Raw genomic sequence first — 15,993 nt, 5'->3', positions numbered from 1 at the left:
ATGTGGACACGGACCCGCCGACAGTTGATGGCCGGCGCCGCGCGCTGCGGCCTCGCCGCGCTGATCGTCGCCGGCGCCGGTGCCGCCGCCTCGGCCCAGTCGGCCGAGAAGCTCGCACCGCTCGCCGACGGCTTTCCCAACAAGCAGATCGTGCTGCTGGTGATCGACGAGCCGGGCTCGACCGATAGCGTCTATGCGAACCAGATCGCCGAGCAGGCCTCGAAGATCTCGCCGCAGCGCGTCATCGTCGAGCACCGCGTCGACTTCACCAACTTCGGCACCTGGGAAGGCATCGCCTGGCTGAAGGACCAGGGCGCGCTCGCCAGCGACGGCTACATCGCCTACGTGCTGACGCAGCCGGACGCGGTGATCGACATGGTGGCGATCGACATCGAGGAGATGACCGGCGTCACCTTCGACGACTTCAACCCGATCATCGCCACCGAGCAGGTGCCGTTCATGCTGATCCAGCGCGCCGACGCGCCCTGGGGCGACACGCTCGAGGAATTCGTCGCCCACGCCAAGGCGAATCCGGGCACCGTCCGCCACATCACCGGCGGCCCCGGCGGCGGCCAGGATGCGGCGATGCGGGTGTGGCTGCGCCACCTCGGCGTGACCGTCAACGACATCATCGGCGGCAACCCGACCGAGCGCGCGCTCGCGGTGGCCTCCGGCGAAGGCGACATCACCGTGTCGCCGGTCGACGTGCTGACGCCGCACTTCGACGCCAACCGCGTCGAGGTGCTGATGGGCTCGGGCGCCGACGCCTTCCCGGCGCCGTGGGACAAGGTGCCGAGCGCCGGTTCGCTCGGCATGACCGACGATCCGTTCGACCAGACCCGCACCATCGCCGTCTCGCCGGACGTGTCGGCCGAGCACGCCGCCTGGCTGTTCGAGCTGTTCTCGAAGGCCGGGGCCGATCCGGACTATCAGGCGCGGCGCATGCAGATCTCCGGCCTGACGCCGATCGAGTTCAACCGCGAGCAGTCGCGCGAGCATGCCCAGACCGGCTACGACAAGGTGCTGCCGATCTTCAAGGAACTCGGCATCTACTGGGGCGACCAGAAGTAAGCCTCCGACGCCAAGACGGGCCGGTCATCCTCGGGTGGCCGGCCCGACCGTCCGTACCGTCGGGAGCTGACCCATGGACCGCCGTATCGATACCGCCGTCGCGCTCGCCTTCGCGGCGCTCGGCCTCTTCATGATCTGGAATGCCGGCAACATCCGCATCGGCCTCTATCGCGATCCGGTCGGGCCACGGATGTTCTTCTATGTCTGCGGCGCCATGCTCGCCGGCGGCGGGCTGTTCATCGCCCTGCAGCGCGCGCGCCACTGGCGCCTGTCGGCGAACCCGATGATCGCCCCCGAAGGCACCGCCGACGAAGAGGCCTATCCCGCCTCCGCCCGGCGCGCCTTTTCGCTCATCGGCGTCAACCTCGCCTATGTCGCGCTGCTCGGCCCGCTCGGCTACCTGATCACGACGCCGATCTACATCGTCGCGTCGCTCTACGTGCTGAACCAGCGCAACTACGCCGTCACCGCCAGCATCGGCGTGATCTTCACGGCCTTCTTCTACGTGATCTTCGCGCAGGTCCTCAACGTGCGCATCGGGGTCGGACCGTTGACGGATCTCTTCCGCGAGCTCGGCTGGATCAACCTCTGACGGCATAGCGCCGGCCCGAGCACGTCGCCGGCCGGTCTCTAACCTTGGACAGTATGGACGCCCGCCCGGCCGCGCCGGGGCGGCGCGGCCGAGGAAAAGGTCAACAAAGATGGACTTCCTGGTTCCACTCGTCGGTGGCGTCAGCCAGCTCGCCGACCCCTGGGTCTGGCTGCTGGTGCTGGCCGGGACGATGTTCGGCGTCGCCTCGGGCGCCATGCCCGGCGTCGGGACGACCCTCGCCTACGGGCTGGTGCTGCCGTTCACCTTCGCCATGACGCCGATCCACGGCGTCGCCTTCCTGCTCGCGATCTCGGTCGGCGTCGGCTACGGCAACTCGATCCCGGCGATCCTGATGGGAATCCCGGGTAATCCGGCGGCGATCCTTACCGTGATCGACGGCCACACGCTGCACAAGCGCGGCGAAGGCGGCCTCGCGCTCGGCGTTTCCTTCGTCGCGGCGCTCGGCGGGCAGCTGGTCAGCATCCTGATGTTCGTGATGCTGGTCGTGCCGCTGATGGGGATGGCGTATTTCTTCAGCTACCCCGAGATCTTCGCGCTCTACTTCCTCGGCATGGTCGCTCTCGTCAGCCTCACCGGCGACAACGTGGTCAAGGGCCTGATGGCGGGCGCGCTGGGCATCTCGCTCGGCCTCGTCGGGCTCGACCCGATGAACCTCACCCCGCGCTTCGACTTCGGCTTCCGCGACTTCCGCTCCGGCATCGAGCCGGTGGCGCTGGTGATCGGCCTGCTCGCGGTCAGCGAGTTGTTCCGCTCGGCGCGGCAGGTGTTCCTGTGGGACGACCTCTCGGGCAAGATCGGCGCCTCGCGCTTCCCGAAGTGGTCGAAGATCCGCCCGGCCGTACCGGCGATGATCAGCGGCACCACGGTCGGCACCTTCGTCGGCGCGATCCCCGGCGCGGGCGCGACCCCGGCGGCGATGATCGCCTACCAGGTGGCGCAGATGCATTCGAAGAAGCCGGAGGAGTTCGGCCGCGGCTCGATCGAGGGCATCGGCGCCAACGAGGCGGCGCAGAACGCGTCGAACTCCGGCGAGCTGATCCCGACCCTCGGCCTCGGCATCCCGGTGTCGGGCTCGATGGTGCTGCTGCTCGCCGCCCTCACCGTGCAGGGCTTCGTGCCCGGGCCGCTGATGGTGGTCAGAGCGCCGGAGCTGCTCTACGCGGCGATCGCCGGCCTGCTCGCGTCGACGGTGATCCTGCTCGCCGTCGGCTGGCAGATGGCGTCGCTGATGCTGAAGGCGGTGATGCTCAACCGGCAGGTGGTGATCGTCATCGCGCTGGCGATGGTGGTGCTCGGCACCTATTCGATCAACACCAAGGCGCTCGACGTCGGGGTCGCGATGGTGGCCGGCGTCGTCGGCTACTTCATGCTGCGCTACGGCTATTCCACCGCCGCGGCCGCCTTCGGCGTGTTCCTCGGCAGCGAGTTCGAGCGCAACCTGCGCATCGGGCTCAACTTCCACGACGGCAGCTTCGTGCAGTTCTTCTCTCGGCCGATCACCGCGACGATCATGCTCGTCGCGCTGGCGCTGCTGGTGTTCGGCATGCGCAAGCAGATGCAGACCCGTCGCCGGATCCGCGAAGCCCAGATGAAAAATGCCGTGTGAGCGGCCGGGCGGAGGGATCGCGGCGGCCGATGCCGCCGCGGTCGCCTCAGCGGAAGCGGATCGCCGCGACGCGGTCGGCGTCGAGGCCGAGCGTCTCGAGGGCGCGGCGCTCCGGCAGGCGGCGCTGGTCGAGCGCGGTCGCAGCCTGGAAGGCGGCGGCGATCAGGCTCATCAGCGGCCGCACGCGGCCATAGAGCGTGGAGCCGGCCGGGAGGGCGTCGCTGCGGAAAGTGGTGACGTCGGACATGACAGCTCCGGTCTTCGCGTGATGATGCTGCAGTGCGGTATCGCAGATTTATCTTTCGATCAACAGCTTGAACCGCATGGCGCCTCTGCGCTCCGCGTCTTGCTCGCAGGTGCGGTGGCGATGCCCTCGCATTTGCAGCATTGGCCCGGTCAGGGCATGGCGGCCGGCGGAACCGGACCTGACCAAAAGGAACGATTTTCATGAGCGAGACCCAGCCCGCCGCTCGCCCGGCCGTCGCCCGGGCGACCGAGGCCGCCGCCACCCGCTTCATCGCCGACGCCTTCGCGAAAGTCGGCTTCACCGAGGCCGATGCGGCGACCGCCGGCCGGCTGATGACGCGGGCGGACCTGTCCGGCGCCGACGCGCACGGCATCTTCCGGCTGCCGATGTACGTCGAGCGGATCGAGGCGGGCGGCATGGCACCGCGGCCGGAGATCGTGACCAACCGCACCGCGCCCTCGGTCGCGCTGATCGACGGCGGCAACGGCCTCGGCCACCTCGTGATGAGCCGGGCCGTGGAGACGGCGATGGCGATGGCACAGGAAACCGGCATCGGCTGGGTCGGCGTGCGCCGCTCCAACCACGCCGGCCCGGCGGCGCTCTACGTCGAGGGACCGGCGGCAGCCGGCATGGCGGCGATCTATTCGGTGGTGGCGAGTTCCAACCACATGGCCCCCTGGGGCGGCGCCGAGGCGCTGCTCGGCACCAACCCGATCGCCTTCGGCATTCCCGCCGGCGCCGAGCCCGACGTCATTCTCGACATCGCCACCACCGTCGTCTCCTACGGCACGGTGAAGGCGCAGCTGATGAACGGCCGGCCGATTCCCGAGGGCTGGCTGGTCGACCCTGCGACCGGCGCCCCCGTGGTCGACGCCGCCGGCGTCGCCGGCAGCCTGCTGCTCCCCATCGGCGGCTACAAGGGCAGCGGCATCGCCTTCGCGCTCGGCCTGCTCGCCGGCACGCTGAACGGCGCCGCCTTCGGCCGCGACGTGGTCGACTTCAACGCCGACCGCGCCACCGAGACCAACACCGGCCATTTCGTCGTGGTGATCGACGTCGCGCGGTTCCTGCCGCTTGAGACGTTCCGCGCCGACGTCGACCGCCACATCGCAGATTTCCGCGCCGCCAAGGCCCTGCCCGGCTGGCCGCCGGTGCGCCTGCCCGGCGAGGCGCGCGCGAGCCGCATCACGGAACGCACCCGCGACGGCATCCCGATCCCCGCCCCGCTGGCGAAGGTGCTGGACGGGCTGGCGGATCGGCTGGGGATCGCGAGGCTGGAGCGGGAGGGGTAGGCGGGGATTGCGGCGCACGGCGCGGCTAGGGTCGCCGGGTGCGGCAACGCAGGCGGCGGTGATCGAGGATCACCCCGCCGGATCCGGACAGGGGCACGTGTGTTGCGTCGGCGCCCCGGCTTTTCCCTCGCCCTTCGAGACAGCCGCTCCGCGGCTTCCTCAGGATGAGGGAAAAGGACAAGCGTTTGCAATTGAAGAGAAATTCACGGAGGCCTCATCCTGAGGAAGCCGCGAAGCGGCTGTCTCGAAGGACGAGGCCGGGGGCGCCGGCCCTTGGGGTTGGCTGAACCGGGCGGGAGCGGGCTCGACCCGGCGACCCAATGGCCGCGCAGCAGGGATCGGTCGTGCGGGGAGATCCGCGCAGATGGATCGCCCACCGCAGGCGGAGGGGCGAGTAGGTTGCCGGGTCAAGCCCGGCAAAGACGAACGAGAGGGGAGCGAAGGGCGGTGGGGTCTGGGGCATTGCCCGTGGATCGCGAGTCGATGGAACTCCCTGCCCCACAGTCGCTGGTCAGCCGCGCTGGATGCGACAGCGATGGCGGCGGCCGAGCATCCACCTCTCCGTCGTCTTCGCCGGGCTCGACCCGGCGACCCAATGGCCGCGCCGCAAGGATCGGTCGCGCTGGGCGTTCCGCGCAGATGGATCGCCCACCGCAAGCGGAGGGGCGAGTAGGTTGCCGGGTCAAGCCCGGCAAAGACGATCGAAAGGGGAGCGAAGGGCGGTGGGGTCTGAGGCGTTGCCCGTGAATCGCGAGTCGATGGAACTCTCTGCCCCACGGTCGCTGGTCAGCCGCGCTGGATGCGACAGCGATGGCGGCGGCCGAGCATCCACCTCTCCGTCGTCTTCGCCGGGCTCGACCCGGCGATCCAATGGCCGCGCAGCATGGATTGGTCGCGCGGGGAGCTCGTTCCGTTCAGCGACATCGATTGCGGCAAGCGGAGCGGCGAGTAGGTTGCCGGGTCAAGCCCGGCAAAGACGACGGATGGGGAAGGGACGAGCGGTGAGGTCTGGGGCATTGCCCGTAGATCGCGAGTCGATGGAACGCCCTGCCCCATGGTCGCTGGTCAGCTGCGCTGGATGCAACAGCGATGGCGGCGGCCACCCAGCATTCACCCTCCGTCGTCTTCGCCGGGCTTGACCCGGCGACCCAATGGCCGCGCAGCAAGGATCGGTCGCGCGGGGTGCTCGTTCCGTTCCGCGACATCGATCGCGGCAAGCGGCAACGCGAGTGGGTTGCCGGGTCAAGCCCGGCAAAGACGACGGATGGGGAAGGGACCAGCGGTGAGGTCTGGCGCCCCTCTGCCCTCTGCCCTCCGTCCCTACCCCACCGCCTCCGCCGCAAGCACCTCGAGGCTGCGCTGCAGGGCGGCTTTGGGGATGTTCTGGGTGATGAAGACGATGCGGGTGCGGTGGTCGGCGTCGGGCCAGCGCGCAAGGCGGAGCGGGGGGTGGACGACGTTCTGGACGGCGTGCACCACCACCGGGCCGCCGAGGCCGCGCACGGCGACGATACCCTTCATGCGCAGGAGGTCGCTGCCGCGCAGCGACATGATGGAAGCGAGCCAGCGCTCCAGCGCGGTGCGCTCGATCGGATCGTCCAGTATCACGGCGAAGGACGAGATGGCGGCGTCGTGCCGGCTCGGCGCATCGCCGTGGGCGTCGATTCCAGACGGCGCCACGGCCGCCGCGTGGTCGTGATGGTCGGCATGGGCGTGGTCGTCGTGCCCATGATCGCCATGCGCATGATCGTGGCCGTGATCGTGCCCGGAGCCATGATCGTGGCCGTGGTCGCCGTGATGGACGTGGGCGCCCGGGGTCGGCGCCAGCGGGGCGAAGGCGTCTAGGCCGAGCCAGCGGCCGACGCCGGCCTCGCCGTCCGCCAGTGGGTGGGCGACCTCGGCGAACAGCGCCTCCGGCGACAGCGCGCCGTGCACCACGGTGAGGATCGACGCGCCGGGATTGATCCGGGCGAGCCGGGCCTTGAGGTCGGTGGCGGCCGTCTCGCCGGCGAGGTCGGACTTCGTCAGCACCATCACGTCGGCGAGCGCCGCCTGGCGCCCGGCCTCGTTGAAGCGGTCGAGCTGGCCGGCGCCGTTGACGGCGTCGACCGTGGTCACCACGGCGCGCAGCCGGAAGCGGCCGGCGAGCGTCGGTTCCTCGGCGAAGATGCGGACGATGGCGGTCGGGTCGGCGAGGCCCGTCGTCTCGATCACGACGCGCGAGAACGGCGGCAACTCGCCGCGCGCGGCCTTGCCCTCGAGGTCGCCGAGGGTGTCGACGAGGTCGCCGCGCACCGTGCAGCAGATGCAGCCGCTCTGCAGCACGACGGCGTTCTCGATCGCGCTCTCGACGAGCAAATGGTCGATCGCGACGTCGCCGAACTCGTTGATGACGACGGCGGTGTCCGCCATGCCGGGATCACGCAGCAGGTTGTTCAGCAGCGTGGTCTTGCCGCTGCCGAGGAAGCCGGTGAGCAGCGTGACGTCGATCGGGCGGGGGTCGGTCATGGCAATCGCCTTTGCTGCGGCCGGCACATGGGCCGGATCGGGGGCCGGAGCGGGGGCCGGCACGCGTCCGTCCCCCGTCTCCGACCGCGATCAGATGTCGAGCTCGAGGATATAGAGCCCGCCGGTGTGCCGGTCGGCGCAGTAGACGATGCCGTTCTCGTCGGCATAGACGTCGTTGATCTGCACCGCCGGCACGCGCGAGCCTTCCGGCGCACCGGGCACGAAGGCCGCGACCTCTTTCGGCTGCAGCGGATCGGTGGTGTCGTAGACGCGCACGCCGCCGTTGAACAGCGAGGCGAAGATCAGCGTGTCGGAGCGCAGCGCCGTGTCGCGCGGCGGGTTCTCGTGCACGTTGTGGCAGCCGTAGCGCCCGCCCTTGCGGCCGTATTCCTCGACCGAGGGCATCGGCAGCACGCTGAGCGGCACGAGGTTGTCCTCGCGGCGCGCGTCGACCAGCCAGGTCAGCTTCGGCCAGTCGGCGCCGTCGTCGAGCACGCACTCGTGGGTGACGACGAGCAGTTCGCGGCTGAACAGCGGCATCACGGTGTGGGTGAAGCCGGGGAACGGCGGGTTCGGGTTGAACGCCGCCACGGGCTTCGGCCGGGACATGTCGGAGATGTCCATGATGAAGCCGCCGCCGTCGATGTAACCGAGGTAGCAGCGGTCGGGCCGCTCCGGATAGACGTTGGTGTTGTGGCCGCGGAAGCCGCTGTCGATCTTCAGCCGCTCGGGCGGCGGCGCCTCGTCGCCCTCGGCGGTGCCGGGCATCCACCAGCGGCCGATCTCGGTCGGCCGGGTCGGATCGCGCACGTCGATGATGCGGTAGGGCTGGTCGTCGAGCTGGTTGCGCGGGGTGAAGTCGGCCGCGCCCGCGGCGCAGTGGATGGTCTCGCCGTCGACGAACCAGAGCTGGTGCACGCCGCGCGAATAAGGTCCGGAACAGTCGAAGAAGCTGATCGACTTCGGGTTTTCCGGATCGGAGATGTCGAACATCTCGATGCCGGCCGGCTGAAGGCCGGGCTCCAGCGTCTGGTAGGCGACGGCGAGCAGGTCGCCGACGGTCTCCAGCGAATTGGAGCGGACACGGCCGTGCGGCAGCTCGGTCTGCGCCACCACGCGGGGCTTGCGCGGGTCGGTGACGTCGACGCCGGTGAAGTTCTTCGGCGGGCCCTCGTGGGCGAGCCAGAGGATGCGGCGGCCGTCGCGGGCCGCCTGGATCGACATGCCTTCGCCGATGCCGCCGTAGCCGGCGAGGAGGTCGTGCCCGATCAGGCGCAGGCCGCGGGCGAGGTCGATCTTCAAGGGGTTTCTCCCAGGTTTTCTTTGGCTGCGGCGCTCTCGTGCCGCGCCCGCCGGGCGCGGAAGAAGCCGAGCACGATGGAGAGGACGGCGAGGCCGAGGATGATGAGCGTGATGGGACGGGTCAGGGCGAAGCTGAGGTCGCCGCCGTGGATGACCATGGCGCGGTTGAGGTTGGCCTCGATGATCGGCGCCATGACGAAGGCGAGCACGATCGGGATCACCGGCACGCGGATCGTCTCGAGCCAGTAGGCGAAGGCGCCGATCAGGATCGCGATGACGATGTGCGCGGCATAGTTGTGGTAGGCGTAGGTGCCGATGACGAGCAGCATCAGCACGAAGGGCGCCAGCATGTAGCGCGGCACCCTCGCGACCAGCGCGAAGACGCGCACGCCGGCGATGCCGACCACCAGCATCAGCACCGCCGAGACGATGAGGCCGGCGAACACCGCCATCACCAGCGGTCCGTTCTGCTGGAACAGGAGCGGCCCGGGCACGATGCCCTTGCTGATCAGCAGGCCGAGCAGGATGGCGATCGCGCCCGAGCCCGGCACGCCGAGGGCGAGCGAGGGGATCAGCGAGCCGGCGACGACGGCGTTGTTGGCCGTCTCGGGCGCCGCGACGCCCTCGTCGATGCCGGTGCCGAACTTCTCGGGGTGCTTGGAGAAGCGCTTTTCCTCGCTGTAGGCGAGCAGCGATGACACCGTGGCGCCCGGACCGGGGATCGCGCCGACCGCGGTGCCGATCAGCGTGCTGCGGACCATGGTCGGCACCAGCTTGCGCATCACCTTGAGGCCGACGTGGTTCGCCTCGCGGTTCTCGCCGCCGAGGCTGGCGACCTCGGGGTCGTCGCCGCGGCGCGCCGCCATCAGGCGGAACACCTCGGGCATGGCGAGGAAGCCAATGATGACGACGATCAGCGGCATGCCGTCGAGCAGCGAGGCTTGGCCGAAGGTGAAGCGCAGGCCGCTGAAGCCGGAGCTGCCGATCATGGCGAGGAACAGGCCGATGCCGGTGGCGACGAAGCCTTTCACCGGGCTGTCGCCGAAGAAGCTGCCGATCACCGAGAGGCCGAAGATGCCGACGGCGAACATCTCGCTCGGACCGAACTGCAGCCCGATCCAGGCGAGGCCCGAGGCGGCGAACAGGAAGATGAAGCTCGACGCGATGCTGCCGACGACGCCGGTGTAGAGCGAGATCTTCAACGCCCGGCTCGCCTTGCCGGCACGCGCCATCGGATAGCCGTCGAGCACGGTGATCGCGGCGGCGCTGGTGCCGGGGGTGCGGATCAGGATCGCCGGGATCGAGCCGCCGTATTCGGCGGCGGCATAGATCGCGATGAAGAACAGCACGCCGGCTTCCGGCGTCATGCCGAAGGTGAACGGGAACATCAGCGCCAGCGCCTGCGCGGCGCCGAAGCCCGGCAGCGCGCCGAGGATGGTGCCGGCGATGATGCCGAGCACCATGATCACGAGGTTGGTCGGGGACAGCACCAGCCAGAGGGCCGGGCCGAAGCTGTCGAGAAGAACGCCCATGGCCGGGTCCTCAGAATGAAATGAAGCGGGGGAGGAAAGCGACCGGCAGCGACACGTTCAGGAACAGCACGAACACCGCCCAGAGAATCAGCGTCGTCCCCGCGGCGACCGCCGCGGCGAGCAGCCAGTTGCCCATGCGCGGGCCGAGCAGCGCCAGCAGCACCGCGAAGGACGCCGCCTCGAAGCCGGCGGTGCCGAGCAGCAGCACGAAGCCGAACACGGAGGCGAGCGTGACGAGATAGGCGCGCAGCTCGAAGGGTTCCGCCGGCTCGTCCCGCCCGTCGGCGCGGACGCGGCGCGCCAGCCAGAACACGATGAACACCGCCGTGTAGCCGAGGATCAGCCGCGGCATGAAGCCGGCGCCCGGATAGCCGCGCATCGGCGACGGCGGCAGCGAGAAGGTGTTCCAGAACAGGAACGCGCAGCCGAGCAGCAGCAGGATGGCGGTGACGATTTCCGCAGTGCGGAGACGGATTTCGATCATGGCGGACGCCCTCTGCTTGTCTCGAGCAGCCGTTGCACGCCGCGCGGAGCCGCGCGGACGGAAGTCCCGCCCGGGCGGACCCGGGCGGGGACGGTCGACGGTCGGTCGATCAGAGGATGCCGTTCGCCTGCATGAAGGCGCGGTAGTCCTGGAGCTCGGCGTCGAAGGACGCCTTGAGCGCCTCCTCGTCGGCGTCGAACGACGCCTCGACGTGCGGGCTGGTCTTCAGGTACTCGGCGTACTCGGGGCTCGCGACCACTTTCGCAAAGGCGTCGCGCAGGCGGGTCTTCACCTCGGCCGGCATGCCGGTGCTGACGAAGATGCCCTGCCACTGGTGCGAGATCGGGTAGTCGAGCCCGAGGTCGCGCACGGACGGCACGTCCGGCATCGCGGCGACGCGCTCTTCGTTGAGCACGACGATCGGCTTCAGCTTGCCGGCCTCGACGTGCGGCTGCAGCTGGCCGATCGAGCCGAGGCCGACCGGCAGGTGGCCGCCGAGCAGGTCGCGCACGGCGTCGCCCGAGCCTTCGTAGGGGATGTGGTTGACCTCGGCCCCGGCCGCCGTGAAGGCCGAGATGATGTGCTTGTGGTGGATCGAGCCGATCTTGTTGCCGGCGACCGCGATGGTGCCGGGATTGGCCTTGGCGTCGGCGACGACGTCCTCGAACGAGGCGTACTTGCCGCCTTCCTGGACCGCAAGGGCGTAGACGAACTTCTCGACGCGGGCGAGGAACTCGAAGTCCTCGGGCTTCGCCTCGAAGGTCGGCAGGTTCATGTAGCCGCTCCAGCTCGCGTTGGAGTGGAGGATGACGTAGCCGTCGTTGGGCTGGCCGCGGACGTAGACGGCCGCCTCGTTGCCCGAGCCGGCGCCCTTGAACGAGACGTTGACGGGCACGCCGAGCACGTCGGGCTTGGCGAGGATCTGGGCCATCAGCTGGCACCACTGCGCGGCGGTGGAGCCGGGCGAGGTGGAGCAGACGAGTTCGATGGGGCGCTCGGGATAGGCGGCCTCGGCCACGGCCACATGGCCGACAGCCGAAAGCGCGACGGCCGCAAGGCCGGCGACGACGTGTTTCATTGGGTTTCCTCTCCGTTGTCGGTGACGACGGTCAGAAGCCGTCGCCGTCTCCCGCCGTCCGGTCGGCCGGCGCCTGCTTCGGGCGTCGGTCTCGCTGTCCGGACGGATTTCGGCGCCGGGCCGCTCAGGCCTTGGGCGCGAAGCCTTCGTCATAGTGCGGGCCGGCCATCGAGCCGTCGGCCGCCATGCCGATGATGCCGTGCGACAGGTCCTTCACGACGAAGAACACGACGTCCTCGTCGGGCAGCGCCACGGTGGAATGGACCTTGTTAGCCGGGAAATAGATCAGCGTGCCGGGGCCGACGATGCGCTCTTCCTCGCCCTCGATGAACACGCGGAGCTGGCCCTTGATGACGTAGTTCCACTGCTCGTTCGGGTGGGAATGCGGCCGCGCGCCAGTGCCGCGCGCCTTGTTGATCAGGCCGACCTGGATCCGCTCGCCTTCGACGACGGAGCCGTGCGCGGAGGAATAGCCCGTGCCGGCGTCGATCTTGTCGAGGTTGGCGAGGTCGAAGAGGTAGGCGCCGTCGCCGGCCTTGAAGGCGCCGGCGGTCTTCGTCGTGCCGGCGGGGGCGGGATTGGTATCGGCTGCAGCGGTCATTTCGGTCCTCCCTGGCACGGAGCGCGGAACCGTTCGGCGGGCGGAGCCCGCGCGCGATCCCGTTCGCACGTTCCGTGCATGTTTCTTATTATTGAGAATGTTCGAACATCCGGAGTCTGTCAATCCGCTTGTCCGGTCAAATACCGACGGAGACCTGCACGTCGGTGCAACGACCGGCGAATGACCGCCCGCGTCGGTTTTCCCGACTAGCCGGCGACCTTTTCCGGCTTCACCGCGGTAACGCTGCGCGTGATCGCCTGGTAATTGCGCGCGACGATCTCGACGCTGCCCTGGAAATGGCGGGCGAGGATGTCGGTGGCGAGCTCGGCGTTGCGGTCGACGGCGGCCTCGGCGATCGAGCGGTGCTGCTCGCGGATCTTCGCCGTCAGTTCGGCCGAGCCGGAGATCTCGACGATCACCGCACGGCGGTAGCGCTGGAAGTGGTCGGAGAGCGCGTCGCAGAAGTGCAGCAGCCAGGGCGAGTTGCAGGCGGCGATCAGGCTGCGGTGGAAGCGGTCGTGGCGCTGCTCCCACTCGTCGGCGACCTTGCGGTCGGTGACGGAGCCGGGGATGGCGCTGCGCTCCAGCCGGTGCAGGGCGGCGAGGATCTCCGCCTCCCAGTCGGCGTCGCCGCGCTCGATCGACTGGCGCAGCGCCTTGCAGGAGAGTTCGGTGCGCAGGGCGCAGAGGTCGTAGAGGTCCTCGAGCGACATCGGCGCCACCGTATAGCCGCGGTGACCCTCGAAGTGGACGAGATGCTCGGAGACGAGCCGCGACAGCGCCTCGCGCAGCGGCGCGATGCCGATGCCGTATGCGGCGCTGAGCTGGCGGAAGCGCAGGCGCTCGCCCGGCTGCAGGTGGCCGGCGATCAGGTCGCGGCGCAGTCGCGCATAGACCTCGACGCCGAGCGTGCTCGCGTCGACTTCCTGCGGGGCGGCGGCGTGGGTCCGGATCGACAAGGCGCACTCTTTCCGTGTAGCGCCGGCAACGCTTCGCCGCCGGCTCCACCGATCATGGCGCGTCGATGAGTTTCAATCAATGACGAGATGTTCGAAACTATCCGCTCTTTGGTCGCAAGCCGGCGCCGGCGGGGGCATGGTCGGCCTGGATCCGGCGGAGCACCGCGGTCGCGCCGCCGAGAAACGTGTCGACAGCGTTGACGATCATCGTCGCCCGGTCGACCGGCATCTCGAAGCCGTAGACGATCTCGCGCACGCCATAATAGAAGATGCCGCCGTGCAGGGTCCAGAACAGCTCGACCTCCTCGGGCAAAAGGTCGTCCGCCGGATCGAGGCCGATGGCGCGGCGCGCGGCGGCCGCGATCGGCCGCAGCACCTCGCGCTCGACCGCACCGGCATAGCGCCGGTTGATGTCGACGCCGCGCAGGCCGGCGAAGAGATAGATGCGCAGCCATTCCGGCGTGAAGATCGTGTCGCTGTAGTCGGTGTAGAAGGCGAGCATGCGGGTGCGGATCGGCACGCTCTCGTCCTCGAGCCCGGTGCGCCAGGCGCTTTTCCAGCGGTTCTCGTAGATCTCGCGGTAGACCGCGGCGATCAGGTCGTCCTTGCTCGGAAAATAGCGATAGATCAGCGGCTGGGTGACGCCGAGGCGCTGGGCGAGTTCGCGCGTGCCGGCCTCGAAGCCCTCCTCCGAGAACAGCTCGACCGCGGTGCGGACGAATTCGGCATAGCGCTCCTCGGGGCGGACGCGGGCGCGCCGGCGCGGCGCGGGGACCATGTCGTCGCTATCGCCGTCGCTCGCCCTGCTATCCGCCATGCCCGTCCCTGCCCTGCCGCCACGCGATCCACTAGACCACGGGATTGTCGCTGCCCAGCCCCAGCGCGACGCGGCCATAGGCAGCGTTGGCCATGTCGGCGTTGAACGCAATATGGGCCGTGATCGCGTGGGCGTCGCGGAAGCGGCGCTGCTGGGCGCCGGCGAGGAACAGCGCCGCGGCGCCGGAGGCAGCATGGATCTCGTCCACCGCCTCGGTCGCGAGCCGGGTCGCGTAGGCGAGGTCGCGGCGGCAGGCCTGGCGGGCGACAATATCGGGGATGTGGCCGCGCTCGGCGTCGCGCATCGCGTCCGTGCAGAGGCCGAACATGGTGCGCCGGGAATGCGACAGCTTCGCCGCCGCCGAGCCGATGTGGATCTGGGTGCTCTGCAGGTCGGCGAGCCGGGCGCCGGTGTAGCTCGCGGTGCGCTGGCGGGTCTCGCCGACGTAGGCGTCGAGCGCCGCCTCGCCATTGCCGAGGCCGACGCCGGAGAGGATCGCCGGAAACAGCGCGAACACCGGCAGGCGGTAGAGCGGCGCCGGGTGGCGAGCGCTGCCGGGGGTCTCGCCGCCCTTCAGCGCGCTCGCTGCGACGGTGAAGTCTTCGGGCACGAACACGCCCTCGCAGACGACGTCCTTCGAGCCGGTGCCCTTGAGGCCGACGACGTGCCAGGTGTCGACGATCTCGTAAGATTCGCGCGGCAGCAGGAAGATGCGGTGCTCGGGTGCCTCTCCCTCCTCGCGGACGATGCCGGCGAGCATGTTCCAGGTCGAGACGTCGACGCCGGAGGAGAACGGCCAGCGGCCGGAGACCTCGTAGCCGCCGGCGACGCGGCGGACCTTGGCGGCGGGAAACACGAAGGACGAGGCGATCAGCGTATCGCGGCTCTCGCCCCAGATCTTGTCCTGCGCCGCTTCGGGGAACATCGCCAGCATCCAGTGATGGCTGCCGAGGTTGGTGAGGTTCCAGGCCGTGGCGGCGCAGCCGGCGGCAACGGCGGCGCCGATGTCGATCAGGCATTCGTAGCCGAGTTCGGCGCCGCCGAGCGCGCGCGGCTGCAGCATGCGGTAGAGGCCGCTCGCGTGCAGGTCGCGTTCGCTGTCGGGCGGCAGGCGGCGCAGCTCCTCCGCCTCTCCGGCACGGGCGGCGAACACCGGCGCCAAGGCGCGGGCCGCCTCGAGCAGCGCGGCATGGCGGACGGCGACGTCGTCGCTGGAGCGCAGCGTCGCGGGCGCGGCGAGGTCCGCGGTGCGGGCGGCGAGGGCTTCGGCCATGGCGGCTTCCTTCGGCTTCAAATGGTCGGAACGGAGCGGTCAGCCGCCGGTGCGGCGGCGGGCGCGGTAGAGCGTCGCCTCGAGGTTCTCGCCGGTCTGCTCGAAGCGGTCGGCGAGACGCTTCAGCTCCGGGATGCGGGCGACGTCGAGGGTGGAAACGTCCGGCCAGTCGATCTCGACGAGGTTGCCGCCGGGGTCGCGCAGGTAGAGCTGCACGGTTCCGTCGGGCATCTCGTTGACGCCGTTGCCGAAGGTCGCGTGGTCGATCAGGCCGGCGGCCTTGGCGCGGTCGTAGACGGCCATGAAGTCGTCGACGTCGATCGCGAAGTGCTGGTAGTGCGGCACCGCGTCGGGCAGCGCGAAGATGTGCAGCTGCTGGTCGCCGCAGGCGAGATACTGCGTGCGGAAGCCGAAATTATAGGTCGGGATCAGCTCCATGCCGAACATCTCGACATAGAAGCGCACCGATTCGTCGACGTCGCGGGCGCCGATCGACAAATGGTTGAGTCCGATCGCCGGCATCGTTTCCTCCCCGGAAATTATCGATCGATAAATAAATCGATTTGTCCTGACAATCAAGCCCCGCACGCCTTGACACCGGGCCGCCCGA

15 protein-coding genes are annotated in these 15,993 nt (G+C 69.5%); 4 read left to right on the top strand and 11 right to left on the bottom strand.

Going from position 1 to position 15,993, the window contains the following annotated elements:
- From I5731_RS13310 to I5731_RS13300, 3 genes are all read left to right on the top strand, one after another.
- Positions 1-1,071, top strand: coding sequence for a Bug family tripartite tricarboxylate transporter substrate binding protein (locus I5731_RS13310; protein ID WP_197311891.1), 1,071 nt, complete (start codon positions 1-3; stop codon positions 1,069-1,071).
- Between the two features lie 73 nt (positions 1,072-1,144).
- Positions 1,145-1,663 (top strand): tripartite tricarboxylate transporter TctB family protein, encoded by a 519-nt coding sequence (locus tag I5731_RS13305; RefSeq protein WP_197311890.1) that lies wholly within the window; start codon positions 1,145-1,147, stop codon positions 1,661-1,663.
- A gap of 109 nt (positions 1,664-1,772) precedes the next feature.
- A complete protein-coding gene (locus I5731_RS13300; RefSeq protein ID WP_197311889.1) occupies positions 1,773-3,290 on the top strand; it encodes a tripartite tricarboxylate transporter permease in 1,518 nt (505 codons plus the stop codon).
- 46 nt (positions 3,291-3,336) lie between these two features.
- On the opposite strand, the gene I5731_RS13295 is transcribed toward I5731_RS13300, so the two are convergent.
- Positions 3,337-3,537, bottom strand: a complete 201-nt coding sequence (locus tag I5731_RS13295) for a hypothetical protein (protein ID WP_197311888.1) — start codon at positions 3,535-3,537, stop codon at positions 3,337-3,339.
- 200 nt (positions 3,538-3,737) lie between these two features.
- On the opposite strand from I5731_RS13295, the gene I5731_RS13290 reads away from it, so the two are divergent.
- Positions 3,738-4,829 carry an Ldh family oxidoreductase gene (locus I5731_RS13290; RefSeq protein WP_197311887.1) on the top strand — a complete coding sequence of 364 codons (1,092 nt, stop codon included), beginning with the start codon at positions 3,738-3,740 and terminating at the stop codon, positions 4,827-4,829.
- Positions 4,830-6,149: 1,320 nt separating this feature from the next.
- Here I5731_RS13290 and I5731_RS13285 read toward each other — a convergent pair.
- The 10 genes from I5731_RS13285 to I5731_RS13240 all read right to left on the bottom strand — a co-directional run bounded on the left by I5731_RS13285 (position 6,150) and on the right by I5731_RS13240 (position 15,905).
- Complete coding sequence (locus tag I5731_RS13285; protein WP_197311886.1) at positions 6,150-7,337, bottom strand: CobW family GTP-binding protein; 1,188 nt, start codon at positions 7,335-7,337, stop codon at positions 6,150-6,152.
- A gap of 90 nt (positions 7,338-7,427) precedes the next feature.
- A complete protein-coding gene (locus I5731_RS13280) occupies positions 7,428-8,639 on the bottom strand; it encodes an LVIVD repeat-containing protein (protein ID WP_235981778.1) in 1,212 nt (403 codons plus the stop codon).
- The gene (locus I5731_RS13275; protein WP_197311885.1) at positions 8,636-10,171 is read right to left on the bottom strand and encodes a tripartite tricarboxylate transporter permease; all 1,536 of its coding nucleotides are present in this window, start codon (positions 10,169-10,171) and stop codon (positions 8,636-8,638) included. Before I5731_RS13275 ends, I5731_RS13280 begins: the two co-directional genes overlap by 4 nt.
- 10 nt (positions 10,172-10,181) lie before the next feature.
- Positions 10,182-10,655: a tripartite tricarboxylate transporter TctB family protein gene (locus I5731_RS13270; protein WP_197311884.1), complete on the bottom strand. Its 474-nt coding sequence runs from the start codon at positions 10,653-10,655 to the stop codon at positions 10,182-10,184.
- A 109-nt stretch (positions 10,656-10,764) separates the two neighbouring features.
- The gene (locus I5731_RS13265) at positions 10,765-11,733 is read right to left on the bottom strand and encodes a Bug family tripartite tricarboxylate transporter substrate binding protein (protein WP_197311883.1); all 969 of its coding nucleotides are present in this window, start codon (positions 11,731-11,733) and stop codon (positions 10,765-10,767) included.
- A gap of 124 nt (positions 11,734-11,857) precedes the next feature.
- Entirely contained in the window at positions 11,858-12,334 is a 477-nt protein-coding gene (locus tag I5731_RS13260) for a cupin domain-containing protein (RefSeq protein WP_197311882.1), read from the bottom strand.
- Positions 12,335-12,540: 206 nt separating this feature from the next.
- A complete protein-coding gene (locus I5731_RS13255; RefSeq protein WP_197311881.1) occupies positions 12,541-13,293 on the bottom strand; it encodes an FCD domain-containing protein in 753 nt (250 codons plus the stop codon).
- A gap of 97 nt (positions 13,294-13,390) precedes the next feature.
- Positions 13,391-14,110, bottom strand: coding sequence for a TetR/AcrR family transcriptional regulator (locus I5731_RS13250; RefSeq protein ID WP_197311880.1), 720 nt, complete (start codon positions 14,108-14,110; stop codon positions 13,391-13,393).
- Between the two features lie 31 nt (positions 14,111-14,141).
- Entirely contained in the window at positions 14,142-15,383 is a 1,242-nt protein-coding gene (locus tag I5731_RS13245; RefSeq protein ID WP_197311879.1) for an acyl-CoA dehydrogenase family protein, read from the bottom strand.
- A gap of 39 nt (positions 15,384-15,422) precedes the next feature.
- Positions 15,423-15,905 carry a VOC family protein gene (locus I5731_RS13240; protein ID WP_197311878.1) on the bottom strand — a complete coding sequence of 161 codons (483 nt, stop codon included), beginning with the start codon at positions 15,903-15,905 and terminating at the stop codon, positions 15,423-15,425.
- Between the last annotated feature and the right edge of the window lie 88 nt (positions 15,906-15,993).

This window comes from Methylobrevis albus, from assembly GCF_015904235.1.
GTDB lineage: Bacteria > Pseudomonadota > Alphaproteobacteria > Rhizobiales > Pleomorphomonadaceae > Methylobrevis_A > Methylobrevis_A albus.
The sequence above is the reverse complement of the archived record's forward strand: the minus strand, read 5'-3'. Positions and strand labels throughout refer to the sequence as shown.